Origin of the sequence: Nocardioides xinjiangensis (genome assembly GCF_017916385.1) — a bacterium.
Taxonomy (GTDB): Bacteria; Actinomycetota; Actinomycetes; order Propionibacteriales; family Nocardioidaceae; genus Nocardioides; species Nocardioides xinjiangensis.
Genome location: NZ_JAFMSW010000001.1, coordinates 424,343 through 449,309, shown reverse-complemented (window position 1 = coordinate 449,309; position 24,967 = coordinate 424,343). Strand labels below are relative to the sequence as shown.

General features: G+C 72.9%; 26 protein-coding genes. 23 read left to right on the top strand and 3 right to left on the bottom strand.

Going from position 1 to position 24,967, the window contains the following annotated elements:
• The 8 genes from rplS to J3P32_RS02150 all read left to right on the top strand — a co-directional run bounded on the left by rplS (nucleotide 1) and on the right by J3P32_RS02150 (nucleotide 6,650).
• Entirely contained in the window at nucleotides 1-351 is a 351-nt protein-coding gene (gene rplS / locus J3P32_RS02185) for a 50S ribosomal protein L19 (protein ID WP_210438232.1), read from the top strand.
• Nucleotides 352-510: 159 nt separating this feature from the next.
• Entirely contained in the window at nucleotides 511-1,263 is a 753-nt protein-coding gene (gene lepB, locus J3P32_RS02180; protein WP_307861552.1) for a signal peptidase I, read from the top strand.
• Between the two features lie 29 nt (nucleotides 1,264-1,292).
• Nucleotides 1,293-2,006: a ribonuclease HII gene (locus J3P32_RS02175; RefSeq protein WP_210440596.1), complete on the top strand. Its 714-nt coding sequence runs from the start codon at nucleotides 1,293-1,295 to the stop codon at nucleotides 2,004-2,006.
• Complete coding sequence (locus J3P32_RS02170) at nucleotides 2,003-2,311, top strand: DUF2469 domain-containing protein (protein ID WP_056906529.1); 309 nt, start codon at nucleotides 2,003-2,005, stop codon at nucleotides 2,309-2,311. Before J3P32_RS02175 ends, J3P32_RS02170 begins: the two co-directional genes overlap by 4 nt.
• 182 nt (nucleotides 2,312-2,493) lie before the next feature.
• Nucleotides 2,494-2,895 carry a YraN family protein gene (locus tag J3P32_RS02165; RefSeq protein ID WP_210438230.1) on the top strand — a complete coding sequence of 134 codons (402 nt, stop codon included), beginning with the start codon at nucleotides 2,494-2,496 and terminating at the stop codon, nucleotides 2,893-2,895.
• Nucleotides 2,895-4,499, top strand: a complete 1,605-nt coding sequence (locus J3P32_RS02160) for a YifB family Mg chelatase-like AAA ATPase (RefSeq protein ID WP_210438229.1) — start codon at nucleotides 2,895-2,897, stop codon at nucleotides 4,497-4,499. The genes J3P32_RS02165 and J3P32_RS02160 overlap by 1 nt, the downstream gene beginning before the upstream one ends.
• Entirely contained in the window at nucleotides 4,496-5,644 is a 1,149-nt protein-coding gene (gene dprA / locus J3P32_RS02155; RefSeq protein WP_210438228.1) for a DNA-processing protein DprA, read from the top strand. Before J3P32_RS02160 ends, dprA begins: the two co-directional genes overlap by 4 nt.
• 115 nt (nucleotides 5,645-5,759) lie before the next feature.
• Nucleotides 5,760-6,650, top strand: coding sequence for a tyrosine recombinase XerC (locus J3P32_RS02150; protein ID WP_210440595.1), 891 nt, complete (start codon nucleotides 5,760-5,762; stop codon nucleotides 6,648-6,650).
• 390 nt (nucleotides 6,651-7,040) lie between these two features.
• On the opposite strand, the gene J3P32_RS02145 is transcribed toward J3P32_RS02150, so the two are convergent.
• A complete protein-coding gene (locus J3P32_RS02145) occupies nucleotides 7,041-7,598 on the bottom strand; it encodes a M23 family metallopeptidase (RefSeq protein WP_210438227.1) in 558 nt (185 codons plus the stop codon).
• A gap of 627 nt (nucleotides 7,599-8,225) precedes the next feature.
• Between J3P32_RS02145 and rpsB the strand changes: the two genes are divergently transcribed.
• From rpsB to J3P32_RS02095, 10 genes are all read left to right on the top strand, one after another.
• On the top strand, nucleotides 8,226-9,215 hold the full coding sequence (gene rpsB, locus J3P32_RS02140) for a 30S ribosomal protein S2 (RefSeq protein WP_210438226.1): 990 nt from the start codon (nucleotides 8,226-8,228) through the stop codon (nucleotides 9,213-9,215).
• Nucleotides 9,216-9,301: 86 nt separating this feature from the next.
• On the top strand, nucleotides 9,302-10,114 hold the full coding sequence (gene tsf / locus J3P32_RS02135; RefSeq protein WP_210438225.1) for a translation elongation factor Ts: 813 nt from the start codon (nucleotides 9,302-9,304) through the stop codon (nucleotides 10,112-10,114).
• 168 nt (nucleotides 10,115-10,282) lie between these two features.
• Nucleotides 10,283-11,002 (top strand): UMP kinase, encoded by a 720-nt coding sequence (gene pyrH, locus J3P32_RS02130; RefSeq protein ID WP_210438224.1) that lies wholly within the window; start codon nucleotides 10,283-10,285, stop codon nucleotides 11,000-11,002.
• Nucleotides 11,003-11,055: 53 nt separating this feature from the next.
• Complete coding sequence (frr, locus tag J3P32_RS02125) at nucleotides 11,056-11,610, top strand: ribosome recycling factor (RefSeq protein WP_210440594.1); 555 nt, start codon at nucleotides 11,056-11,058, stop codon at nucleotides 11,608-11,610.
• A 12-nt stretch (nucleotides 11,611-11,622) separates the two neighbouring features.
• A complete protein-coding gene (locus J3P32_RS02120) occupies nucleotides 11,623-12,519 on the top strand; it encodes a phosphatidate cytidylyltransferase (RefSeq protein ID WP_210438223.1) in 897 nt (298 codons plus the stop codon).
• Nucleotides 12,520-12,529: 10 nt separating this feature from the next.
• Nucleotides 12,530-13,312: an SDR family oxidoreductase gene (locus tag J3P32_RS02115; protein ID WP_210438222.1), complete on the top strand. Its 783-nt coding sequence runs from the start codon at nucleotides 12,530-12,532 to the stop codon at nucleotides 13,310-13,312.
• Nucleotides 13,309-13,821 (top strand): histidine phosphatase family protein, encoded by a 513-nt coding sequence (locus J3P32_RS02110; protein ID WP_210438221.1) that lies wholly within the window; start codon nucleotides 13,309-13,311, stop codon nucleotides 13,819-13,821. Before J3P32_RS02115 ends, J3P32_RS02110 begins: the two co-directional genes overlap by 4 nt.
• Nucleotides 13,822-13,896: 75 nt before the next feature.
• On the top strand, nucleotides 13,897-14,244 hold the full coding sequence (locus tag J3P32_RS02105) for a hypothetical protein (protein WP_210438220.1): 348 nt from the start codon (nucleotides 13,897-13,899) through the stop codon (nucleotides 14,242-14,244).
• Nucleotides 14,245-14,297: 53 nt separating this feature from the next.
• The gene (gene rlmN / locus J3P32_RS02100; protein ID WP_210438219.1) at nucleotides 14,298-15,464 is read left to right on the top strand and encodes a 23S rRNA (adenine(2503)-C(2))-methyltransferase RlmN; all 1,167 of its coding nucleotides are present in this window, start codon (nucleotides 14,298-14,300) and stop codon (nucleotides 15,462-15,464) included.
• 102 nt (nucleotides 15,465-15,566) lie between these two features.
• Complete coding sequence (locus tag J3P32_RS02095; RefSeq protein WP_246849856.1) at nucleotides 15,567-16,775, top strand: glycosyltransferase family 4 protein; 1,209 nt, start codon at nucleotides 15,567-15,569, stop codon at nucleotides 16,773-16,775.
• A 36-nt stretch (nucleotides 16,776-16,811) separates the two neighbouring features.
• Here J3P32_RS02095 and J3P32_RS02090 read toward each other — a convergent pair whose 3' ends face one another.
• Nucleotides 16,812-17,921, bottom strand: coding sequence for an LOG family protein (locus J3P32_RS02090; RefSeq protein ID WP_210438218.1), 1,110 nt, complete (start codon nucleotides 17,919-17,921; stop codon nucleotides 16,812-16,814).
• Between the two features lie 33 nt (nucleotides 17,922-17,954).
• The gene (locus tag J3P32_RS02085; RefSeq protein ID WP_246849855.1) at nucleotides 17,955-18,860 is read right to left on the bottom strand and encodes a serine protein kinase RIO; all 906 of its coding nucleotides are present in this window, start codon (nucleotides 18,858-18,860) and stop codon (nucleotides 17,955-17,957) included.
• A 184-nt stretch (nucleotides 18,861-19,044) separates the two neighbouring features.
• Here J3P32_RS02085 and J3P32_RS02080 point away from each other — a divergent pair, with 184 nt between their 5' ends.
• The 5 genes from J3P32_RS02080 to ispG all read left to right on the top strand — a co-directional run bounded on the left by J3P32_RS02080 (nucleotide 19,045) and on the right by ispG (nucleotide 24,937).
• Nucleotides 19,045-20,505, top strand: coding sequence for a M1 family metallopeptidase (locus tag J3P32_RS02080; protein WP_210438216.1), 1,461 nt, complete (start codon nucleotides 19,045-19,047; stop codon nucleotides 20,503-20,505).
• A gap of 22 nt (nucleotides 20,506-20,527) precedes the next feature.
• A complete protein-coding gene (locus J3P32_RS02075) occupies nucleotides 20,528-21,115 on the top strand; it encodes a hypothetical protein (protein ID WP_210438215.1) in 588 nt (195 codons plus the stop codon).
• A gap of 85 nt (nucleotides 21,116-21,200) precedes the next feature.
• A complete protein-coding gene (dxr, locus tag J3P32_RS02070; RefSeq protein ID WP_210440592.1) occupies nucleotides 21,201-22,280 on the top strand; it encodes a 1-deoxy-D-xylulose-5-phosphate reductoisomerase in 1,080 nt (359 codons plus the stop codon).
• A 45-nt stretch (nucleotides 22,281-22,325) separates the two neighbouring features.
• The gene (locus J3P32_RS02065; protein ID WP_210438214.1) at nucleotides 22,326-23,672 is read left to right on the top strand and encodes a M50 family metallopeptidase; all 1,347 of its coding nucleotides are present in this window, start codon (nucleotides 22,326-22,328) and stop codon (nucleotides 23,670-23,672) included.
• Nucleotides 23,673-23,779: 107 nt separating this feature from the next.
• Nucleotides 23,780-24,937 carry a flavodoxin-dependent (E)-4-hydroxy-3-methylbut-2-enyl-diphosphate synthase gene (ispG, locus tag J3P32_RS02060; RefSeq protein WP_210438213.1) on the top strand — a complete coding sequence of 386 codons (1,158 nt, stop codon included), beginning with the start codon at nucleotides 23,780-23,782 and terminating at the stop codon, nucleotides 24,935-24,937.
• Nucleotides 24,938-24,967 lie beyond the last annotated feature (30 nt).

Sequence of the window (24,967 nt, the reverse complement as noted above, 5' to 3'; positions counted from 1 at the left end):
ATGACCAACGTCATCGCCGACATCGGCAACTCCCTCAAGCGTGACGACGTCCCGGACTTCCGCGCCGGTGACACCGTCAAGGTCCACGTGAAGGTCGTCGAGGGCAGCCGCTCGCGCGTCCAGGTCTTCCAGGGCGTCGTGATCCGCGTCCACGGCTCCGGCATCGGCCGCACCTTCACCGTCCGCAAGGTCTCGTTCGGCGTCGGCGTCGAGCGCACCTTCCCGGTCAACTCCCCGATCTTCGAGAAGATCGAGGTCGTCACCCGCGGTGACGTCCGACGCGCGAAGCTCTACTACCTGCGCAACCTGCGCGGCAAGGCCGCCAAGATCAAGGAGCGCCGCGAGGCGTGATCTGCGGACCGCGCCCCACGGGGCGTGGGCCGACCAGGGACTGGTTAGTCTCTGCGAGTGACTTCCGATGACCGCGGTTCTTCGTCCCTCTCGATGGACGAGGAACCGCGGTCGTCGCGTTCGGGGACCCCGGCCGGTGACCGTCCGGGAGCGGCTCCGGTGAGCGGCCGCACGGGCAGGACCGGGCGCAGCAAGCGCAAGCAGCTGCCGCTGTGGCAGGAGACCGTCCTGCTGCTCGGCGTCGCGCTGGTCCTCGCGGTCGTCATCAAGACGTTCTTCGTCCAGGCCTTCTACATCCCCTCGGAGTCCATGGAGCCGGGGCTGATCCTCAACGACCGGATCCTCATCCAGAAGGTCTCCTACTGGGGCGACGACGAGCCCGAGCGCGGCGACGTCGTGGTCTTCAAGGACCCCGGCGGCTGGCTGCCGCCGATCGACTCCGCCGGCCCCACGAACCCGGTGGCGAAGGCCATGGCCAAGATCGGGCTCTACCCGACCGGCGGTCACCTGGTGAAGCGCGTGGTCGGCATCGCCGGCGACACGATCGAGTGCTGCGACGACCGGGGGCGCCTGCTCGTCAACGGCAAGCCCCTCGAGGAGTCCGGCTACGTCAAGCGCGGCGGGGCCGAGTGCAACGGACCCATGCCGACCAACGGCGCCTGCGACGAGAAGTGGGAGGTCGGCCCGATCCCCGACGGCCACATCTTCGTGATGGGCGACAACCGCTCGCGCTCCGCCGACTCCTCGCAGAAGATGTGCCGGTCCGACGAGACCGAGTGCGTCCCCGGCGACGAGTTCGTGCCGGTGGACCTCGTCGTCGGCAAGGTCTTCGTCCTGCTCTGGCCCGCCGACCGCTTCCGCTGGAACACCCGTCCGGCCACGTTCGAGGACGTGCCGGACCCGTCCCCGTGACCCAGCCGCCCGCGCCGCTGCCGGGCGGGGTGACCGTACGCCGCGACGCCGGGATCTACGGCTACGAGCGCGCCCTGCGACGGGCCGGGCTCGACCCCGTCGCGGGCGTCGACGAGGCGGGGCGGGGCGCGTGCGCCGGCCCGCTGGTGGCTGGGGCCGTGGTGCTGCCCCCCGGCAAGGCCGGCATCGTCCCCGGGCTCGCCGACAGCAAGCTGCTCACGGAGGCCGCCCGTGAGCGCGTCTACGCCCAGGTGGTGCGCCGGGCGCTGGCGTGGTCGGTCGTGGTGATCGGGCACGACGAGTGCGACCGGCTCGGGATGCACGTGGCCAACGTGGAGGCGCTGCGGCGTGCCGTCGCGCGGCTGTCCACCCGCCCGTCCTACGTCCTCACCGACGGCTTCCCGGTCGACGGCCTCGGCGTGCCCGGGCTCGCGGTCTGGAAGGGGGACCGGGTCGCCGCCTGCATCGCCGCGGCCTCGGTGGTCGCCAAGGTCACGCGCGACCGGCTGATGGTCGGCCTCGACGGCGACTGGCCGGCGTACGACTTCAAGACCCACAAGGGCTACATCACCTCCGAGCACGAGGCGGCGCTCGCCGAGCACGGTCCCTCGCCGGTGCACCGCATGCGGTTCGTCAACGTGCGTCGCGCGGCGGGTCTCGAGCCCGTGCCGGACCCGGCGGTGGAGCCGGCCACTAGTGTCGGTGCGGAGCACGACGTGCACGAGACGCAGGAGGACGGATGAGCGCCGAGGACCTCGAGAAGTACGAGACCGAGATGGAGCTCACCCTCTATCGCGAGTACCGCGACGTCGTGGGCATCTTCAAGTACGTCGTCGAGACCGACCGCCGGTTCTACCTCTGCAACCAGGTGGACGTGAAGGCGCGCTCGGAGAGCGGCGACGTGTTCTTCGAGGTGTCGATGAGCGACGCCTGGGTGTGGGACATGTACCGGCCGGCGCGCTTCGCCAAGAACGTCAAGGTGCTGACCTTCAAGGACGTCAACGTCGAGGAGCTCGCGCCCCAGGAGATCGACCCGCCCAAGGACTGACCGATCGTCGGACCGGCGCACGTCCGAGCGGCCCCGCCCGGCACGGCCACGACCTGGCCGTCAGCCGTCCACAGGACGCCCGATCCGCCCGTCGTCCACAGCCGGTCCCGACAGGTCCCGGACCCGTCGGTACGCCGCGGTCTGCTGGTGCCTTCCTCGTCCACCGACCGGAAGGCACCACGATGGCCCGGCCCGCCACGACCTCGCCGTTCGCCCGCGACCCTGCCGCCGAGCGGCGGCGCCTGCTCGGCCAGCGCGGGGAGTCCATCGCCGCCCGGCACCTGACCTCGTGCGGGATGGAGCTGCTCGACCGCAACTGGCGGTGCGACGCCGGCGAGATCGACCTCGTGCTGCGCGAGGGGACCGTGCTGGTCGTCTGCGAGGTGAAGACCCGCACCTCGACCGACTACGGCGCCCCGCTGGAGGCGATCGACCAGCGCAAGGCCGCCCGGTTGCGGCGGCTGGCCGCCCGCTGGCTGCGCGCCCACGACTGCCATCCCGACGACGTCCGCATCGACCTGGTCGGCGTGCTGGCGCCACCGGGTCGGCCGGTGGAGGTCGAGCACGTCGAGGGGGTCGGCTGATGGCCTTCGCGACCGCCCGCTCGCTGGCGCTGAAGGGCGCCGACGGGCACGTCATCGACGTCCAGGTCGACGTGTCGCCCGGCCTCGTCGGCACGACCCTGGTCGGGCGCGTCGACAGGAGCCTCTCGGAGGCCCGTGAGCGCGTACGGATGGCGATCAACAACGACTGCGGCCGCTGGCCCGCGACCAAGCGGGTGACCGTCCTGCTGTCCCCGGCCGACCTGCCCAAGGGCGGCACCCACTACGACCTGGCCATCGCCGTGGCCGTCCTGGCGGCGGACAAGCAGCACACCGACCTGCTGCCCGAGCAGCTGGCCGGGTGGGCGTTCGTCGGCGAGCTCTCGGTCTCGGGCGGGCTGCGACCGGTGCCGGGCGTGCTCCCCATGGTCATCGCGGCGGCCGCGCACGGGATCACCCGGGTCTTCGTGCCCGAGCCCCAGGCGGCCGAGGCGGCCCTGGTGCCCGGGATGACCGTGTTCGGGGTCCGGTCGCTGGCGCAGGTGTCGGCGGTGCTGCGAGGGGCGGAGGTGCCCGAGGCCGAGCCGGTGGTGGCCTCGTCCGGCAGCCCGCTGGCCACGTGGCAGGGCGAGGACCGGCTCGCCGATCTCGACCTGCGCGACCTCGAGGGTCTCGAGGACGTCCGCTACGCCGTGGAGGTCGCCGCTGCCGGTGGGCACCCGCTGATGCTCATCGGGCCGCGCGGGACGGGGAAGACCTCCATCGCGGAGCGGATTCCGACCATCCTCCCCGACCTGACCGACGCGCAGGCGCTGGAGGTGACCGCCCTCCACTCGGTGGCAGGGACGCTGCCGGACGGCTGCGGCCTGCTGCGGCGACCGCCGTGGTACGCGCCGCACCACTCGGCCAGCGCGGCGAGCGTCCTGGGCGGCGGCACGGGCCGGGTGCGTCCCGGTCAGGTGAGCCTGGCGCACCACGGTGTGCTGTTCCTCGACGAGTTCCCGCACTTCCGCGCCGACGTGGTCGAGGCGATGCGCCAGCCCCTGGAGTCGGGGGAGGTGACGATCGCCCGCGGCGAGGAGTCGGCCACCTACCCCGCCCGGTCCCTGGTGGTGCTGGCCGCCAACCCCTGTCCGTGCGGCAACTTCCACGGCATGTCGGGTGCGACCTGCGAGTGCACCGAGGTCCAGCGAGCCCACTACCGGCGCAAGCTCACCGGTCCGATCGTCGACCGGGTCGACATCTGGATGGAGGTGCGGCCGCAGGGCAGGCGCCGCGGCCGCTCGTTCGGACCCGAGCCCGAGTCGTCCGCCGACGTCCGGGTGCGCGTCGCCGAGGCGCGCCGGCGCCAGGCCCGTCGATACCGCGACTGCTCGTGGCTGCTCAACGCCTCCTGCCCCGGGGCGGTGCTCGCCGAACGGTGGCCGCTCGACCCGGACGCCCAGCACGCGATCGACGTCCAGCTGGCCGAGGGGCGGCTCACCCGGCGTGGCCTCACCCGCGTCCAGCGACTGGCGTGGACCGTGGCCGACTGCTCCGGGGTGGCGCGTCCCGGCGTCGCGGAGGCCGAGATCGCGCTGGCGCTCCGCTCGGACGATCCCGCGCGCACGCTCCCGGCGCGCGTCGTCGCCGCGGCGGCGTCATGAGCACGCCCGCCGCCGGCGGTACCGACCGCGCCGTGCCGGAGGCCGAGCGCCTGGCACGCGTGGCGCTGAGCTGCGCTGTCGAGCCCGGCGACGGGAGGACCTCCTCGCTCCTGCGCCAGCTCGGCGCCGTAACGGCCCTCGAGCAGTCGCTGGTGCCCAAGCCCGACAGCCGGCTCCCCGACCGGCTGGCCGCCGTCGACCCGGTGCGCCAGCTCGAGCAGGCCGACAGGTGCGGCATCCGCTTCCTCGTCCCGGGCGACCCGGAGTGGCCGGTCGCCCTCGACCAGCTCGACGACGTGATCACCGCAGAGGGCTTCGGCGGCACACCACCGGGTCTGTGGGTCAAGGGGCCCATGCCGCTCACCCAGCTCGCCACGTCGGTGGCGATCGTGGGGTCGCGGGCAGCGTCTGTCTACGGCGTGGAGATGACCCGAGCCCTCGCCGGCCACCTGGCGCTCACCCGGGTGCCGGTCGTCTCGGGCGGGGCGCTCGGGATCGACTTCCAGGCCCACGACGCCGCCCTGATGGCCGGCGGCGCGACCGTGGCGGTGCTGGCGTGCGGCGTCGACCGCGTCTATCCCGCGCGCAACCGACGCCTGCTGCACCACCTCGCGGCGGAGTTCGCCGTGGTGTCCGAGCAGCCACCGGGCTCCGCGCCGACCCGTCCGCGGTTCCTCGCGCGCAACCGGTTGATCGCCGCCGTCACCCGCGGCACCGTCCTCGTGGAGGCCGCCCTGCGCAGCGGCGCCCTCAACACGGCGGGCTGGGCCGAGCTGCTGAGCCGCCAGGTGATGTGCGTGCCCGGCCCTGTCACCAGCTACACCTCGCAGGGCGTCAACAACTGGCTCCGGCAGGGCCGCGGCACGGTGGTGACCCACGGCTCCGAGGTGCTCGAGCTCGTCGGCGCAGCCGGGGAGCACCTCGTCGAGGAGCCGCGGGGGGAGGAGCGTCCCCGCGACTCGCTCACTCCCGTGGAGCAGCGGGTGCTGGAGTGGGTGCCTGTCAGCGCCCCCGCGAAGGTCGACTCCATCGCCCGCCTGTCCTCGCTGCACGTCCGGGACACCGAAGGGGCCTTGCGGCGGCTCCAGGCGAAGCGCTTCGTCCGGCTCGAGGAGGACGGCTGGCGCCTCGTGTCTGGCGCGTGAACGGGCTCCGCCCACCTACGCTGCGGGTGTGGGCGACACGCGAGCGACCGGGCCGGACCCCGGCGGCGACGAGGACCGGTCCGGTGCGGCCGGGCTCGGCGAGGGCTTCGTCCGACTGCTCGGCGACTACGAGCGACACCTCGTCTCCGAGCGCGACCTCGCCCCCCATACCGTGCGCGCCTACCTGGGCGACGTGGCCGGCCTGCTCGACCACTGCGGCCGGCTCGGGATCGACGACGTGACGGAGCTGGACCTGCGCACCCTCCGCAGCTGGCTGGCCAAGCTGCAGACCACGGGCCGCAGCCGGACGACCATCGCCCGTCGCGCGACGGCCGCCCGGGTGTTCACCGCCTGGCTGCACCGCACCGGACGGGTGCCTGCCGACCCCGGCGCCGCGCTGGGCTCGCCGAAGAAGCACAAGACCCTGCCGCCGGTCCTCCGCACCGACGAGGCCGAGGCGCTGATCCGGTCGGCGGCCGACCTCGCCGACGACGGCACCCCGGTCGGTCTCCGCGACGTCGCGATGCTCGAGCTCCTCTACGCCACGGGCATCCGCGTCGGCGAGCTGGCCGGCCTCGACGTCGACGACGTGGACGCGGAGCGTCGCGTGGTCCGGGTCTTCGGCAAGGGTCGCAAGGAGCGGTCCGTGCCCTACGGCACGCCAGCCGCCCGGGCACTCGACCGGTGGCTCGCGAACGGCCGGCCGTCGCTGCGCGTCGACGGCTCGGGGCCGGCGTTGTTCCTCGGAGTGCGCGGACGGCGGATCGACCAGCGGGCCGTGCGCGAGCTGGTGCACCGGCGCATCGCCGACGTCCCCGGCGCCCCGGACATCGGTCCCCACGGGCTGCGCCACACCGCCGCCACCCACCTGCTCGAGGGCGGCGCCGACCTCCGCTCGGTCCAGGAGCTCCTCGGCCACGCCTCCCTCGCGACCACGCAGCTCTACACCCACGTCACCACCGACCGGCTGCGCCGCGCGTACCAGCAGGCGCACCCGCGCGCCTGACCCCTCGGCCACGGCCGCTGCGTCATACGAACCGATGCGATGGGTGCGGGTTCGTATGACGGGAGGGTCGGCGTACGCGTCCGCTGGGCTGGGGACGTCATGCGGATCGGGACGTATGGGTGCGGGTTCGTATGACTCAAGGCCCGGTGGAGGGCGGACGTCATGCGAATCGGGACGTATGGGTGCGAGTTCGTATGACGCAGGGTCGGCGTACGCGTCCGCTGGGGTGGGGACGTCATGCGGATCGGGACGTATGGGTGCGAGTTCGTATGACGCAAGGCCCGGTGGAGGGCGGTCCGACGGCGGCGTCATGCGGATCGGGGCGTATGGGTGCGGGTTCGTATGACGCAAGGCCCGATGGGGGCGCCGTGAGCGAAAGCGTCAGGCGAGTCAGTCGAGCAGCCGCCGCCAGCGCTCGAGCGGCGGAGCCCACGGGAGCCGCACGATGACCGGCTCGTCCCGCCACAGCGGCAGCAGCCGCACCGGACCGCCGCCGACGAGGGTGAGCGGGTCGAGGTACACCTGGTCGTCGCCCGTGCCCTCGATGAGGCCCCAGTGCAGGCACGCCCCGGGGAAGCAGTGGCTGTCGAGGACCACGAGCCGGCCCAGCAGGTCGCCCGCGGCCACCCGCTGGCCCGGCTCGACCGACGCCACGACCGGCTCGTAGGTCGTACGCCGTCCGCCGTGCACGACGGTGACCACCGGCTTGCCGCCGATCGAGCCGGCGAAGCCGACGGTGCCCGGCAGGGCGGCGCGCACGGCCTGTCCCGGTGCGCCGGCGAGATCGACCCCGCGGTGGCCCGAGGCGTACGGATGGGGCGGCGGCTCGAATCCGCGGACGACGTCCGGCCGCGGATCGAGCGGCCACACCCCGGCGACGTCCCCGTCGTCGGCGTCCCCGCCTCGCGCAACGGCCGGGACTACTGCGGGCCCAGTTGCCGGCCCCATGGCGGGCCGGATGGCCGACCGGATGGCCGGCCGGACTCCGGACCCGATCGAAGACCCGGCCGGGGACGCGCCCGACCCGGCCGCTGCGGGGGGCACGGCGGCAGGAGACGCCGCGGCGGGGGACACGGCCGCGGCCACGGGAGACGCAGGGCCGGCGAGCAGGACCAGCAGGAGGCCGAGGAGGGTGCGCACCCTGCGATCGTGGTCGCGCCGGGCGTGCCGCGCTCCGCGCGCCCGAGCGGCCTGGGGACGACCGCGTCCCGCAACCGCCTGTGGACGGGCGGTGGCCCGGCGCGCCCGAAGGGGACCGTGGAGGCGGGCTTCAGGGATTCGCCGAGGCGGGAACCCCTGGCCTACGATGTGCGGAGCAGTCCACCCGGACTGACTTCGCACGCTCGCAGACCGCGTCGGGATGCTCCTCGGTCCCGCATCGCCCGCGGGCGTCGGTCCTCAGTTCCGCACCACTGGCGCGGATCGGACCGACGCGCGAGCGTCAGGGCGCCCGGCACCCGCCGGGCGCGGAAACTGAAAACAACAGGAGTCACGCCCCCGGCTCGACCTGGCTGAAGGTCGGGCACAGCGCCCCGCGCCGTCGGGGAGCGGGACTCCGAGACAACAGGAGAACCCATGGCAGTCGTCACCATGCGCCAGCTGCTCGAGAGCGGCGTCCACTTCGGTCACCAGACCCGTCGCTGGAACCCGAAGATGAAGCGCTTCATCATGACCGAGCGCAACGGCATCTACATCATCGACCTGCAGCAGTCGCTGGCCTACATCGACCGCTCCTTCGCCTTCGTCAAGGAGACCGTCGCCAAGGGCGGCGTCGTGATGTTCGTCGGCACGAAGAAGCAGGCCCAGGAGGCCATCGCGGAGCAGGCCACCCGCGTCGGCATGCCCTACGTCAACCAGCGCTGGCTCGGCGGCATGCTCACCAACTTCTCGACCGTGCACCAGCGGATCAACCGCCTCAAGGAGCTCGACGAGATCGACTTCGAGAACGTCGCCGGCTCCGGTCGCACCAAGAAGGAGCTCCTGCAGATGAAGCGGGAGCGCGACAAGCTCGACAAGACCCTCGGTGGCATCCGCGAGATGTCCAAGGTGCCGTCCGCGGTGTGGATCGTCGACACCAACAAGGAGCACCTCGCCGTCGAGGAGGCGCGCAAGCTGCGCATCCCGATCATCGGCATCCTGGACTCCAACTGCGACCCCGACGTCGTCGACTTCCCGATCCCGGGCAACGACGACGCCATCCGCGCCGTCGGCCTGCTGACCCGCGTGGTCGCGGACGCCGTCGCGGAGGGCCTCATCGCCCGCTCCGGCGTCAAGGCCGGCGGGACCGACGAGACCGTCGGCGCCGAGGAGCCCCTGGCCGAGTGGGAGCGCGAGCTCCTCGCCGGTGACGCCGAGAAGACCGCCGCCGCCGCCACGGGCGACGCCGCTGCGGAGACCCCGGCCTCCGAGGCCACCGGCGCCGCGTCCGAGGCCCCGCAGGCCGAGGCCGCCGCCGACGCCGCGACCGACGCCCCGCAGGCCGAGGCCGCCGACGCTCCGGCCGAGGCCGGCGCCGAGGCTCCGGCCGACGAGCAGCCCGCCGCGCAGGCCGCCGAGCAGGACTGATGACGGACGCCGGCCGCGGGAAGTCCCGCGGTCGGCTCCGCTCGTCCCTCCGCATCACCACCCCCTGAACCCAAGGAAGAAGGACCATGGCCAACTTCACCGCTGCCGACGTCAAGAAGCTCCGTGAGCTGACCCAGGCCGGGATGATGGACTGCAAGAAGGCGCTGACCGAGACCGACGGCGACTTCGACAAGGCCGTCGAGCTGCTCCGCGTCAAGGGCGCCGCCAAGGCCGCCGCTCGCGGTGCCGAGCGCGAGACCGCCGCCGGGCTCGTCGCGACCTCGGGCAACGCGCTGGTCGAGCTCAAGAGCGAAACCGACTTCGTCGCCAAGAACGAGGAGTTCATCGCCAAGGCGCAGCAGATCGCCGACGTCGCCAACTCCGTCAAGGCCACCGACACCGCCGCCCTCAAGGCCGCCGAGCTCGACGGCAAGACGGTCGGCGAGGTCGTCGAGGACCTGGCCATCACCATCGGCGAGAAGATCGAGCTGGGCGAGGTCGCCTACTTCGAGGGCAACACCGTCACCTACATGCACAAGCGTGCCGCCGACCTCCCGCCGGCCGTCGGCGTGCTCGTCGAGTTCGAGGGCGACGAGGCCGCCGCCCGCGGCGCCGCGATGCAGATCGCCGCGATGCGCGCGCAGTACCTCACCCGCGACGAGGTCCCGGCCGACGTCGTCGAGTCCGAGCGCTCGATCGCCGAGCAGAAGACCCGCGAGGAGGGCAAGCCCGAGCAGGCGATCGCGAAGATCGTCGAGGGTCGCCTCGGTGGCTTCTTCAAGGAGATCGTCCTGCTCGAGCAGGAGTCGGTCACCGAGTCCAAGAAGTCGGTCAAGGCCGTCCTGGACGAGGCCGGCACCACCGTGAAGCGGTTCGCCCGCTTCGAGGTCGGCGCCTGAGCCTCGCGCCACCCGCGCACCGACCGGGGCCCGTACGCACTGCGTACGGGCCCCGGTCGCGTCCCGGCCCGCCGGGAGGCGGGCGACCGCCCACCCTGCGGCCTGCGGGTTCGACCCCCGACCCCCGCGGCCGGTAGGTTTCTCAGGACCACCCAGGCGCGCGAAGGGATGCACGTGGCGTACAAGCGAGTCCTCCTCAAACTCTCCGGTGAGGTGTTCGGCGGAGGTGAGGTGGGCCTCGACCTCGACGTCATCAACGCGACGGCCGGTGAGGTCGCCGAGGTGGCCGCGTCCGGCGTGCAGATCGCCATCGTCGTCGGCGGCGGCAACTTCTTCCGCGGGGCCGAGCTGCAGCAGCGCGGCATGGAGCGTGCCCGCGCCGACTACATGGGCATGCTCGGCACGGTGATGAACTGCCTGGCCCTCCAGGACCTCATCGAGAAGCACGGCGTGGAGACCCGCGTGCAGACCGCCATCACCATGGGCCAGGTCGCCGAGCCCTACATCCCGCGCCGCGCGATCCGCCACATGGAGAAGGGCCGCGTCGTGATCTTCGGCGCCGGGGCCGGCATGCCGTTCTTCTCCACCGACACCGTCGCGGCGCAGCGGGCGCTGGAGACGCGCTGCGAGGTCATCCTCATGGGCAAGCAGGGCGTCGACGGCGTGTACGACTCCGACCCCAAGACCAACCCAGCGGCGGTGAAGTTCGACCGGCTGACCTACGACGAGTACCTCGCCCGCGACCTCAAGGTCGCCGACGCCACGGGCATCGCGATGGCGCGCGACAACAGCATGGACATGGTCTTCTTCAACCTCTCCACCCCCGGCACGATCGTGCGCGCGGTGCGGGGTGAGAAGATCGGGACGCTGGTGAGCAGCTCGGTCTGACCGAGCCGTCCGACCACCCGCACCACGACGTACGACGAGAGAGAGCAACCGTGATCAACGACGTCATGAACGATGCCGACGCCAGGATGGCCAAGTCCGTCGAGGCGACGCGCGAGGACTTCGCCACCATCCGCGCCGGCCGCGCCAACCCCGCGATGTTCGCCAAGATCACGGCTGACTACTACGGCACCCAGACGCCGCTGCAGCAGCTGGCGAGCTTCACCTCCCAGGACGCGCGCACCATCCTCATCCAGCCCTTCGACATCGGCGCGATGGGCAGCATCGAGAAGGCCATCCGCGACTCCGACCTCGGCGTCAACCCGGCCAACGACGGCAAGGTGCTGCGCTGCGTGTTCCCCGAGCTGACCGAGGAGCGCCGCAAGGAGTTCATCAAGCTCGCCCGCTCCAAGGCCGAGGAGGGCCGCGTCTCCGTGCGCAACGTGCGCCGCACCGCCAAGCAGGGCCTCGAGAAGCTCGAGAAGGACGGCGAGGTCGGCAAGGACGACGTCACGGGCGCGGAGAAGCGCCTCGACGCGCTCACCAAGACCCACACCGACAAGATCGACGAGATGCTCAAGCACAAGGAAGCCGAGCTGCTCGAGGTCTGAGCCACCCCATCGATGACCACCTCTGACAGTCCGGCGGCGCCGGCTCCCCAGCCCCAGCAGAAGGACCACGGCCGCGCCGGCCGGGACCTGCCTGCCGCGGTCGGCTCCGCCGTCGTGCTGGTGGGGGCGATCCTGCTGTCGCTCTTCTTCTGGAAGACCGCGTTCATGGGCATCGTCGCCGCCGCGGTCGCCGTCGCGGTCTGGGAGCTGCACCGCGGGCTGTCGGCCAAGGACGTCGACATCCCCGAGCAGCCCCTCATGGTCGGCGGCGTCGCGATGGTCGTGGTCGCCTACTTCTGGGGCGCCCCCGCCCTCGTCACGGCCACCGCCGTGACGGCGCTCGTCGTGATGCTGTGGCTGCTGCGCCGGGGTGTCGACGGCTACGTGAAGAACGCCACCGCGTCGGTCTTCACGCTCGTCTACGTCCCGTTCCTCGCCTCGTTCGTGGCCCTCCTGCTCTCCGAGGGCGGCACGACCCCGGCCCTCGGGCTCGACCTCGACGACCCGGGCGTGCGCGGCGTCATCACCTTCATCGCGATCACCGTCGCCTCCGACACCGGCGGCTACGTCGCCGGCGTGCTCTTCGGCAGGCACCCGATGGCCAAGGTCATCTCGCCGAAGAAGTCCTGGGAGGGGTTCGCCGGCTCCGTGGTCGCGACCGTCGCCGTCGGCGTCTGGCTGGTCACCTCCTTCCTCGGTGGCGAGTGGTGGGTGGGCGTGGTCCTCGGCCTCATCGCCGCGGTGATGGCCACGCTCGGCGACCTCTGCGAGTCCGTCATGAAGCGTGACCTCGGCATCAAGGACATGAGCCAGGTGATCCCGGGCCACGGCGGCCTGATGGACCGGCTCGACTCGCTCCTCGCGACGGTCGCGCCGATCTGGCTGGTCCTCTACTACCTGGTCTTCTGACCGCCCGCCGATGCGCCTGCTCGTGACCGGCGGCCGGACGGGCTACCTCGGTCGCCACGTCGTGGCCGCTGCCGAAGCCCACGACGTCGTGGCCGTCGGCTCGGCCGACGCCGACGTGCGCGACCGCGCGGCCGTGGTCGCCCTCCTCGAGCGGCACCGGCCCGACGCCGTCGTCCACACGGCGTACGTCCAGTCCGACCCCGACGTCACGGCCGCCGGCGCGGCCCACGTCGCGGAGGCTGCGGCACGCGTCGGCGCCCGGATGGTGCTGGTGTCCTCCGACGTCGTCTTCGGCGGCTCCGACGAGCCCTACGACGAGTCGGCCCCGCCCCACCCGGTGTCGGCGTACGGCGAGGCGAAGGTCGCGGCCGAGGCCGCCACGCTCGCGTCGGCGCCCGACGCCGTGGCGGCCCGGACCTCGCTGGTCCTCGGCGACGGCGAGTCGAAGCACGAGCAGCTCGTCCGGTCGCTGGCCCGCGGCCGGGACGGTGTGCTCTTCGAGGACGAGCGCAGGTGCCCGGTGCACGTCGGCGACCTCGCCGCGGCCCTGGTCGAGCTGGCCGGCAACGACGTGCGCGGAGTGCTGCACCTCGGCGGCGCCGATGCGGTGAGCCGGCTCGAGCTGGGCCGGCTGGTCGCGCGACGCGACGGCCTCGACCCCGCAGCGCTGCGCGGCGGCCTGAGGGCCGAGCTGAGCGACCCCGGCCCCGTCGACGTACGCCTCGACTCCACGCTGGCGGCCACGGTGCTCACCACCCGCCTGCGCGGGGCGAGGGAGTTCCTGGCGCCATGACGCTCCACCTCGTGCGGCACGGCCGCCCGGCGATCGACCCCGCCGTGCCGGCAGCGGAGTGGGAGCTCGACCCCGCGACGTACGACGACGTGTGGGCGCTGCGTGCCTCCGGCCGCCTGCCGGCGCGCGGTGCGTGGTTCACCTCGCCCGAGCCGAAGGCCGTGCAGACCGCGCAACTGCTCACCGACGCCGACGTGGGGGTGCTCGACGACCTGCGCGAGCACGGGCGCACGGGGGAGTGGGTCGAGGACTTCCCCGCGGCGGTGCGCCGGGCCTTCGTGCGGCCGGACGTCGCGGCGGTCGAGGGGTGGGAGCCGCTCGACGCCTGCCGGCGACGGGTGGTCCCCGCCGTGCGTCGGGTGCTGGACGTGCACGGCGACGACGACGTCGTGCTGGTCGGCCACGGGACGGCCTGGACGCTGGTGGTCGCCGACCTCACCGGGCAGGCTCCGGACCTCGCGCGCTGGGAGACGCTCGGCATGCCCGACGTGCTCGTCGTGGAGCGCTGAGCGGCTCCCGGACCGAATCCCCCGGGACCGCGTGCCGCCCGCGGGCCCGCGCTCGTGACCGCCTAGTCTGAGGGTGTGGAGACCGAACGGGCACAGGAGGTCGAGGCGCCGCAGGACCGGCACTTCGAGTGGTGGCACCACAGCCACCCGACGTTCGCCGGCATCACCGGCTTCTTCGCCGGCATGCTCTTCGTCACAGCGGTGCCGGGCGCGTTCGTCGGCATCCTGCGGCTGCTCTTCACCTACGAGACCGCCGAGCGACTCTTCCCGTTCGTCCTGCTCGCCCTGGCCCTGCCGATCGCCCTGCTGGTCAAGCGCAAGACGCGCCGGTTCGCGCAGTTCATGTTCGTCGGCATGGTCGTGACCGCGCTCGTCGTCCTCGGCGTGGCCTCGCTCGTCCTGTACTTCATGGTCGACGCCTGAGCGGCGGCTCGCTGAATCGTTCCCGCGCCCGCCGGGGTGGGACAATGGGAGGGATGTCCCAGACCCAGCCCGACGCCCATCCCGAGGCGCAGCCCGTCGCCCAGCCCGGCACCTCGCTGCCCCTCGTCCTCAGTGAGCCGCGCGGCCGCAAGAAGCCGCCGCGGCACCTCGCCGACCTCGACGACGCGGGCCGCAAGGCGCTGCTCGAGGAGATGGGGCTGCCGGGGTTCCGCGCCAAGCAGCTGAGCAACCACTACTTCGGCCGCCTCGTCGACGACCCGGCCGAGATGACCGACCTGCCCGCCGGTCAGCGCGACGACCTGGTCTCCGCGCTCCTGCCCGACCTCATGACGCCGCTGCGCACCATGGAGGCCGACAAGGGCACCACCCGCAAGACCCTGTGGAAGCTCTTCGACGGCGCCCTCGTCGAGTCGGTGCTGATGCGCTATCCCGACCGGGCCACGATGTGCGTCTCCAGCCAGGCCGGCTGCGGCATGGCGTGCCCCTTCTGCGCGACCGGCATGGGCGGCCTCCAGCGCAACATGTCGACCGCGGAGATCGTCGAGCAGGTCGTCGCCGGCGCGCGCGCCCTCGCGCGCGGCGAGGTCCCCGGCGGTCCGGGCCGGGTCTCCAACGTGGTGTTCATGGGCATGGGCGAGCCCCTGGCCAACTACAAGGCCGTCGTGGGAGCGGTGCGCCGCCTCACCGATCCCTCGCCCTCCGGCCTGGGCATGAGCGCGCGCGGCATCACGGTCTCCACCGTCGGCCTGGTGCCGCGGATCAACCAGCTCGCCGACGAGGGCATCCCGGTCACGCTCGCGCTGAGCCTGCACGCCCCCGACGACGAGCTTCGCAACGAGCTGGTGCCGATCAACACGCGCTTCTCGGTCGCCGAGACCGTCGAGGCCGCGTGGAACTACGCCGCGCGGACCAAGCGCCGGGTCTCGATCGAGTACGCCATGATGCGCGGCATCAACGACCAGGCCGAGCGCGCCGACCTGCTCGCCGACGTCCTGAACTCCTACGGCGACTGGGGCTGGGTGCACGTCAACCTGATCCCGCTCAACCCCGTCGAGGGCTCCAAGTGGACCGCCTCCGACCCGGCCGACGAGCGCGAGTTCGTCCGACGCCTCGAGGCGAAGGGCATCCCGACGACCGTCCGCGACACCCGCGGCCGCGAGATCGACGGCGCCTGCGGGCAGCTCGCCGCCAAGGAGTAGCCGCGCCGTCCCCGACGTCGCCTCCGGAGCGTCGGGGACCGTTCACGTGTCGTCTGCCCGGACCGGGTCGTCCGTTGCGGGGCGGTTCCTAGCGTCCGTGGCATGGACCTGCTCGAGAGGCGGCGTCGCAGCCGCTCCGCACCGGCCACCCTCCTCACGCTCCCGGTCACCCCACCGGCCGGCGCCCCGCGGCTGCGCGTCCTGGTCGTCTCGGAGTCCTTCCTGCCCCAGGTCAACGGCGTCACCAACTCGGTCCGCCGCGTGCTGGAGCACCTCGCGGCCGAGGGCCACGAGGCCGAGCTGATCGCGCCCACCGGCCCCGCGACGTACGCCGGGTTCCGCGTCAGCCGCGCCCGCGGGGCGGACCTGCCCTTCTACGGCGACTTCCGCGTCGGCCTGGAGACCCGTGGCCGGCTGCGGGCGGCGATGGAGCGGTTCCGCCCCGACGTCGTGCACATCGCCTCCCCGGCCATGCTCGGCCACCAGGCGGCGAGGGCGGCGCGCTCGTTCGGCGTCCCGACGGTCGCGATCTACCAGACCGACCTGGTGGGGTTCGCCGACCGGTACGGCGTGCCCGGGGGAGCGCGTGCCATGGAGGCGCTCACCCGCCGGATCCACCTCGGCGTCGACCGCACCCTCGCCCCGTCCTCGGCGAGCATCGAGCAGCTCGAGCGGCTCGGCATCGACGCCGTGGCGCGGTGGCCGCGAGGCGTGGACCAGGTGCTGTTCGAGCCCGGGAAGCGCGACGAGGCGCTGCACGCCGAGCTGGCGCCGCACGGCGAGCTGCTCGTCGGGTACGTCGGCCGGCTCGCGCCCGAGAAGGAGCTCGGGCTCCTCGCACACCTCGACCGGCCCGGCGTGCGCCTGGTGCTGGTGGGCGGCGGCCCCGAGGAGCCCAGGCTGCGGGCCCTGCTCCCGCGCGCGGCGTTCCTCGGGGTGCTGCACGGCGAGGAGCTGGCCCGGGCCCACGCCACGCTCGACGTCTTCGTGCACACCGGCCGCCACGAGACGTACTGCCAGTCCGCCCAGGAGGCGCTGGCGAGCGGCGTGCCGGTCGTGGCACCGCGCGCGGGGGGACCGGTCGACGTGGTCGACGACACCGTGGCCGGGTACCTCTACGAGCCCGGCGACGCACGCGAGCTGGTCGCGCACGTCGAGCGCCTCAGGACCCGGCCGGTCCTGCGGCGGCGGATGGCCGTCGCCGCGCGGCACAGCGTGCGCGACCGCACCTGGCAGGCCGTCAACGACCTGCTGGTGAGCCACTACCGCGACGTGGCGGCCCCTGCCGGCACGCGGCGCCGGGCCGGTTGATCGCCGGGGCAGGCGGCGGCGCGGCGGGCGCGGACGTCACCGGGCCGCCCCGCCGCCCACGACGTCGAGCGCCTCCTCGACGGCGTCGACCAGGTGGACGTGCGGCTCCATCGCGCGGCCCGCGGCGAGCGCGCGCAGCAGCGGCCAGACCGGCAGCACCTCGGTCCAGTGGCGGCGGCCCACCAGCACCATCGGCGCGACCGCGGACTCGTCGGCGTAGTAGTTCTCGCAGGCGTCCTGGAAGACCTCCTGCACGGTGCCGCCGGCGCCCGGGAGGAACACGATGCCGGCGTCGCAGACCTCCAGCAGGATGGCCTCCCGCGGCGCGTTGCGGAAGTACTTGGCGATCGACGTCGCGAAGGGGTTCGGCGGCTCGTGGCCGTAGTGCCACGTCGGGATGCCGAGCGACTCCCGGCCGCCGCGGGTCGCCTCGACCACCTCGAACGCGGCTCGCGCCCAGGCGCCGATGTCGGGACGGAACGACGGCACCCTGGCGACCGTGTCGAGCGCGTCGTCGAGGGCACCAGGGACGTCGGCGGGGACGAAGGCCCCCAGGTTGGCTGCCTCCATGGCGCCCGGACCACCGCCGGTGGCGACCGTCAGCCTCGTGCCGAGCGCGTGGCCGAGGCGGGCGGCCTCGGCGTACGGCGCGCTGCCGCGCTCGAGCGCGTGCCCACCCATCACACCGACCACCGGGCGCCCGGCCACCCGGCGTCCGGCCACCCACGTCTCGAGCGCGGTGTCGACGTGGTGGTCGTGCAGCGCCATGGCCAGCGTGTCGTCGGGACTGGTGCGGCGCTGCGACCAGGCGTACGCCCGGGCGTCGAGGGTGTCCTCGTAGCGAGGGGTGTCGTAGAGCTCCGCGGGGGTGTAGAGAGCCGCGCGGTAGGGGTCGACCGAGGTGCCGGGGATCCGCTGCAGCACGATCCCACCGGCCCGTCGCACGGCGTCGTCGTCGCCCTCGGCGAAGGTGCAGCCGAGGAACAGCGACTGCGCCAGCGACCTCTCGAGCAGGTCCGGGCCGCGGTGGGTGAGGTCGAGGCCCACGACGCGCCACCCCGCCAGCGACCTGGTCCCGGAGGAGAGCCGCCGGTCCAGGTCGGCCAGCGAGGTGACGTCGAGGACGCGTCCGTGGGAGTGCTTCACGCCGCCCAACCTAGGGGGGCCAGCCTCCGAGGCTCAGAAGGCGTGCGCCATCAGCTCGGCGAACAGCTCCTGGTCGTCGACCTCGAGCCCCCGCGAGCGGAACCAGGCGCACATGTTGGCGCAGTCGCGCAGCAGGAAGTCCATGCCGCGGGGGTTGCCGACCAGGTCGACCATCTGTGGCAGGTCGATGATCACGAGCCGGTCGCCGGCGGCGAGGGTGTTGTAGGGCGAGAGGTCCCCGTGCACGAGCCCGGCCTGCACGAGCGTCGCCAGGGCCTCGCGCAGCTGCTCGTAGAAGCCCTCGACGACCGACCGCTCGGGGCGCACCTGCGCGACCCGCGGGGCGGTCTCGACCTCCCCGTCGACGGTGTGGGTGATCCACTCCATGAGGATCTCGGTGTCGTCGATCTGCACCGGGTAGGGGACCGGCAGTCCCAGCTCCCAGCATCGGCGCAGCGCGTTCCACTCCGACACCGCCCACTCGCCGGCCGCGACCTGCCGGCCCCAGGTGGACTTGCGCTTGAGGGCGCGCTCGTCGCGGGAGCGCTTCACCGAACGGCCCTCGGTGTAGGCAGCGGCGCGGTGGAAGGTGCGGTGGTCGGTGTCGCGGTAGCGCTTGGCGGCCATGACGACCGCCTCGTCGGGCCGGTGCGGGTCCTCGCGCTCGAGGAGGAAGACGTCGGCCTCCTTGCCCGTCTTGAGGACGCCGAGGTCGGTGTCGATGGCTCCGCTGGAGGTCACGACCCAGTCGGGTCGGGGCTCGGGGCCCTTCATGAGGGCCTCGAGGTCCTCCCAGCGGGACCAGCGTTGGTTCTCGCCGAGCTCGTCGGCGTAGGTGTCGTAGGTGAAGACGAACGCGTCGTCGATGCCCTCGAGGGGCGAGCGGTCGTCAGGCCGGAGGCCCTCCGGCAGGGGTCGATCGAGGTGACTGTGCGTCAAGGTGGGTGCTCCGTGAGTGCGAGAGGTGGTCGGCGGGCAGGCCGAGGACAGCGATGGACATGTCACGACTCCTCTCGGACGGGGCACCGGCGCCGGAGCAGCACGGGTGTGGCGGTTCGCCACGGCCATCGTCGGACACCGGCTGGAGCCTCCGCAACGCAATTGTTCGCGCTAGGTTCGGACCGTGACCACACGAGCCGCGCACCGATCCCTCGTCGCCCTCGCGCTCAGCGCGGCGGTGGCGTTCGGGCTGACCACGGCTGCGGCCACGGCGACGCCCACCCCGTCGGCGGGCCGGCCGGGGGCGACGGCACCCGTCGACGGGGCCCCGGGCATCGGCGATCCCTACTGGCCGCTCGACGGCAGCGGCGGCATCGACGTCTCGGCGTACCGGATCTCCCACCGCTACGCGTTCGCCACCCAGCGGCTGAGCGGGCGGACCACGGTCGAGCTGACCGCCACCCAGGACCTCGCGAGCTTCTCGCTCGACTTCCTGCTGCGGGTCTCGAAGGTGACCGTCGACGGGGCGGCGGCCGAGTTCACGCGGACCGACGGCGGGCACGAGCTGCGCATCACCCCGGCCCGTCCGCTGGCGGCCGGCAGCGAGCACCGCGTCACGGTGACGTACGACGACCGGCCCGCGAGGCATGCCTACGCCGGGGAGCGCAACTGGCTGGCCAGCAGCCGCGAGGTCGTGACGATGAACGAGCCGCACATGGCGCCGTGGTGGTTCCCCGCCAACGACCACCCGCTCGACAAGGCGATCGTCGACGTCAAGGTCCGCGTGCCCCACGGCCGTGAGGTGGTCTCCAACGGCAGGCTGCGCGGGCGGGAGGTCGGGAAGCGGTCGACGCAGTGGCACTGGCGCGCGGACGAGCCGATGGTGCCCTACCTCGCGTTCTTCGCCGCGGGCGACTTCACCATCGAGAAGGGCAGGCACCGCGGGCTGCCGTGGCTCGTCGCGGTCTCGGAGCGCCTCAGCGAGCGCGACCAGGCGGCCAGCATGCGGCTCATGCGCAGGACCCCGCACGTGGTCGCCGGCCTGGAGGAGGACCTCGGCCCCTACCCGTTCTCCGTCGTCGGCGGCATCACCACCGGGCTCGGCCCGGGGTTCGCGCTCGAGAACCAGACCCGCCCGACCTACCCGGCCGTCGGCGGCAGCTACACCAGCCTGGTGGTGCACGAGCTCGCGCACCAGTGGTTCGGCGATGACATCGCGGTCCACCACTGGTCCGACATCTGGCTCAACGAGGGCTTCGCGACGTTCATGGAGTGGCGCTGGGCCGAGATCCACGGCGGCCGCTCCGGCGCGTCGACCCTGCGCAGCTACTACGGCGACGTCGGACCCGACTCGGAGTTCTGGAAGGTGAGCATCGGCGACCCCGGCGCCGCCCGGATCTTCGACTCGGCGGTCTACGGCCGCGGCGCCATGACCCTGCAGGCGCTGCGCAACCGGGTCGGCGACGAGGTGTTCTGGAGGATCATCCGCACCTGGATCCGCGAGCAGCGCGGCGGCAACGGCTCGTCGGCCGAGTTCGAGGAGGTGGCGGCTCGCGTCAGCGGTCAGGACCTGGGCTCGTTCTTCACCGCCTGGCTGCGCACACCCACCAGGCCCGCCGCCACCGCCGGCAACGGGCTCGCGTGACGGGCCGGCAGATCCCGTGACCGTGACCTGGTTCCGCGCGCCGTCCGACGGCGACCCCGGCACCCTCAATGCGTGCTACGACGCTCTCGACATCCACGTGGTCCGCGGCCGCGCCGACGACGTCGCGCTGTCCCTCGACGGCACCGAGCGGAGCTTCGCCTGGCTGCTGACCGAGGTCGCCGCCTGCGCCGGCGTGCTCCGCGCGTTCGGGGTCGGGCTCGGCGACCAGGTGGCTCTCGGCGCCGTGCCCCGCGAGACCGGTGTGCTGGTCGTGCTCGCCGCCGCCCGCGTCGGTGCGGTGGTGCAGCACGACGACTCACTGGGCGCCGAGGGCAAGATCGTCGTGCGGAGCACCGACGACGGAGTCGTCTTCAGCGTGGACGCCGACGCGGTCCCGTGGGACGTCGCGATGCGCGCCGGGCGCACCGACCCGGCCGGCTGCGCCGACGTACCGGGTGACGCGGTGCTCGCCCGCCACGCCGGCGACACGCTGACGGTGCTCGACGCCGTCGGCGCGTCGGACGACCACGAGCAGGTCGCGCCGCGGGGGGCCACGCTCGTCGAGGTCGGCGGCGTCACCCTGTGGTCGTTCGGCGCGCCGCAGGCCTGACCGGCGGCGCGCCGCAGCGCCCGGGGTGGTGACCGACCGCCGCGCACCGCTCGCGGCGACCGCCTGACAAACTGGCGCGGTGACAGTGCGCGACATCGTGGTCCTCGGCTCGACCGGGTCGATCGGCACCCAGGCGCTCGACCTCGTCCGCGCGCACCCGGATCGCTTCCGCGTCGTCGGCCTCACCGCCGGCGGGTCGAACCCGCGGCTCTTCGAGGCGCAGGTCGCCGAGTTCGCGCCGGCGTGGTCGGGCCTGGGGGAGGCGGCCTCCGTCGAGGCGGCCGGTCGCACCTGCGACGTCGTGCTCAACGGCATCACCGGTGCCGTCGGGCTGCGGCCCACGCTCGCCGCTCTCGAGGCGGGCAACACGCTCGCCCTGGCCAACAAGGAGTCGCTGATCATCGGCGGCCCGCTGGTCAAGGAGCGCGCCCTGCCCGGCCAGATCGTCCCGGTGGACTCCGAGCACAGCGCCATCGCGCAGTGCCTCCGCGCGGGAGCGGCCAGCGAGGTGCGCCGGCTTGTGCTCACCGCGTCAGGCGGTCCGTTCCGCGGTCGTACGCCCGAGGAGCTGGCCGGCGTGACCCCGGAGCAGGCGCTGGCCCACCCGAACTTCGCGATGGGCCGGGTGATCACCACCAACTCGGCGACGCTGGTCAACAAGGGGCTCGAGGTGATCGAGGCGCACCTGCTCTTCGACGTCCCGTTCGACCGCATCGACGTCGTCGTCCACCCCCAGCAGCTGATCCACTCGATGGTGGAGTTCGTCGACGGGGCGGTGGTCGCCCAGCTCGGGCTGCCCACGATGCTCGTGCCGATCGCGCTCGGCATGGCCTGGCCCGACCGGGTGCCCGACGCCGAGACGCCGATCGACTGGACGAAGGCTGCCGACTGGCGGTTCGAGCCGCTCGACGACGCGGTGTTCCCGGCGGTCACGCTGGCCCGGTCCGCCGGCGAGCGCGGCGGCACGGCGCCCGCGGTGTACAACGCCGCCAACGAGGTCGCGGTGGACGCGTTCCACGACGGGCGGCTGCGGTTCCCCGACATCGTGGCCACGGTGGCACGGGTCCTGGAGCGCCACGACGTACCATCGACGGAGCACGTCACGGTCGACGACGTCCTCGCCGCCGACGCCTGGGCGCGCGCCGAGGCCGCGGCCCTCATCTGACGTCCAGCGACCCCACCAGCCCTCAGCGACAAGGACCTCCCGCCCATGACCGCCCTGCTCTACACCCTGGGTGTCGTCGCCTTCGTCCTGGCGATCCTCGTCTCGATCGGCCTGCACGAGTTCGGCCACCTCGTGCCGGCGAAGAGGTTCGGCTGCAAGGTGCCGCAGTGGTTCATCGGCTTCGGCCCCACGGTGTGGAGCAAGCAGGTCGGCGACACCGAGTACGGCGTCAAGGCGATCCCGCTCGGCGGCTACGTGAAGATCGTCGGGATGCTGCCCCCCGGTGCCGAGGGCCTCGTCGAGGAGACGACGTACGACGAGGACGGCGAGCCGGTGCACAAGGTGCGCCGGTCCAACACCGGCCTGTTCACCCAGCTGATCTCCGACGCGCGTGCCGCCGAGTGGGAGTACGTCAAGCAGCACGACACCGACCGGCTGTTCTACCGCCTGCCGTGGTGGAAGAAGGTCGTCGTGATGGCGGGCGGGCCCATGGTCAACATCGCGATCGCCTTCTCGCTCTTCGCGATCCTCTTCGCGACCTACGGCAACCCGCGTGACGAGGTCGTCGAGCCGACCGTGGCCTCGGTCCCCGAGTGCGTGATCCCGGTCGAGGAGCTGCCCCGCGACTGCACCCCCGAGGACCCGCCGACGCCCGCCAGCGAGGCCGGGATCCGCCCGGGCGACGAGATCCTCAGCTTCAACGGCGAGCCCTACCGCGACTGGGAGAGCCTGCAGTCGCAGATCCGCGCCAACGCCGACGGCGACGCCGTCATCGAGGTGCGCCGCGGCGACGACCGATTGACCCTGACCACCAACACGACCGTCACCCTGCGCCAGACGTCGCTCGAGGACCAGACACTCACCGAGGTCGGCTTCCTCGGCGTGCAACCCGCGTCGCACCTGCGCACAGGCGGCCTGCTCTACACGACCCGCCAGATGGGCACCATGACGGTGGAGACCGTCCAGGCGCTGGGCCAGCTCCCGGTGAAGGTCTACGAGGTCGGCCGGGCCATCGTGGGGCTCCAGGAGCGGGACCCCGAGAGCCCGGTCTCGATCGTCGGCGGCGGCCGGTTCGCCGGTGAGGCCGCGGCGAGCGAGGCCTTCCCGCTCACGGAGAAGATCGTCACGCTGCTCTTCCTCATCGCGAGCTTCAACTTCTTCATCGGCATGTTCAACTTCGTGCCACTGCTCCCGCTCGACGGCGGCCACATCGCCGGTGCGCTCTACGAGGGCCTCAAGCGCGGCCTCGCGCGGCTCCTCGGACGACCCGACCCCGGGCACGTCGACGTGGCCCGGCTGCTCCCGGTGGCGTACGTCGTGGGGCTGGCGATGCTGGTCATGGGCGTGGTCCTGATCGTCGCCGACATCGTCGTGCCCCTCCGCCTGACCTGAGCGCCCGACCTGAGCGCCCGGCCTGCGCCTGACCTGCCCCTGAGGCACCGCTCACACCGGGGGCCGGCGACTCGGGGCGACGGGGCACGGCCTCCTAGACTGGCGCCATGACCTCCGGCCCGTCCGTCTCGCTGGGCATGCCCGCCCTCCCGCCCCCCGTCCTGGCGCCCCGCCGCAAGACCCGCCAGATCAAGGTGGGGTCCGTGGGCGTCGGGAGCGACTCGCCGATCTCGGTCCAGTCCATGACCACCACGCTGACCTCCGACGTCAACGCGACGCTGCAGCAGATCGCCGAGCTCACCGCCACCGGCTGCGACATCGTGCGGGTGGCGTGCCCGAGCCAGGACGACGCCGACGCGCTGCCGGAGATCGCGAAGCACTCGCAGATCCCGGTCATCGCCGACATCCACTTCCAGCCCAAGTACGTCTTCGCCGCCATCGACGCCGGCTGCGCGGCCGTCCGCGTCAACCCGGGCAACATCCGCAAGTTCGACGACCAGGTCAAGGAGATCGCGAGGGCCGCCAAGGACCGCGGCACCTCGATCCGGATCGGCGTCAACGCCGGCTCGCTCGACAAGAGGCTGCTCGAGAAGTACGGCAAGGCCACGCCGGAGGCCCTCGTGGAGTCCGCCGTGTGGGAGGCGAGCCTGTTCGAGGAGCACGACTTCCACGACTTCAAGATCTCCGTCAAGCACAACGACCCCGTCGTCATGGTGCGGGCCTACGAGCTGCTCGCCGAGGCCGGTGACTGGCCGCTGCACCTCGGCGTGACCGAGGCGGGCCCGGCGTTCCAGGGCACGATCAAGTCGGCCGTCGCGTTCGGCCACCTGCTGAGCCAGGGGATCGGCGACACGATCCGGGTCTCGCTGTCCGCACCGCCGGTCGAGGAGGTCAAGGTCGGCCTGCAGATCCTCGAGTCGCTCAACCTCAAGCCGCGCCGCCTCGAGATCGTCTCCTGCCCCTCGTGCGGTCGCGCGCAGGTCGACGTCTACAAGCTGGCCGAGGAGGTCACCGCCGGCCTCGACGGGCTGGAGGTGCCGCTGCGCGTCGCCGTGATGGGCTGCGTCGTCAACGGCCCCGGCGAGGCCCGGGAGGCCGACCTCGGCGTCGCGTCCGGCAACGGCAAGGGCCAGATCTTCGTCAAGGGCGAGGTCGTCAAGACCGTCCCGGAGTCGCAGATCGTCGAGACCCTGATCGAGGAGGCCATGCGCATCGCCGAGGGCATGGACCTCGGCGAGGGGGAGCCGGTCGTCAGCGTCAGCTGAGCACCGGCCCGCTCCCACCCGAGCGGGCAC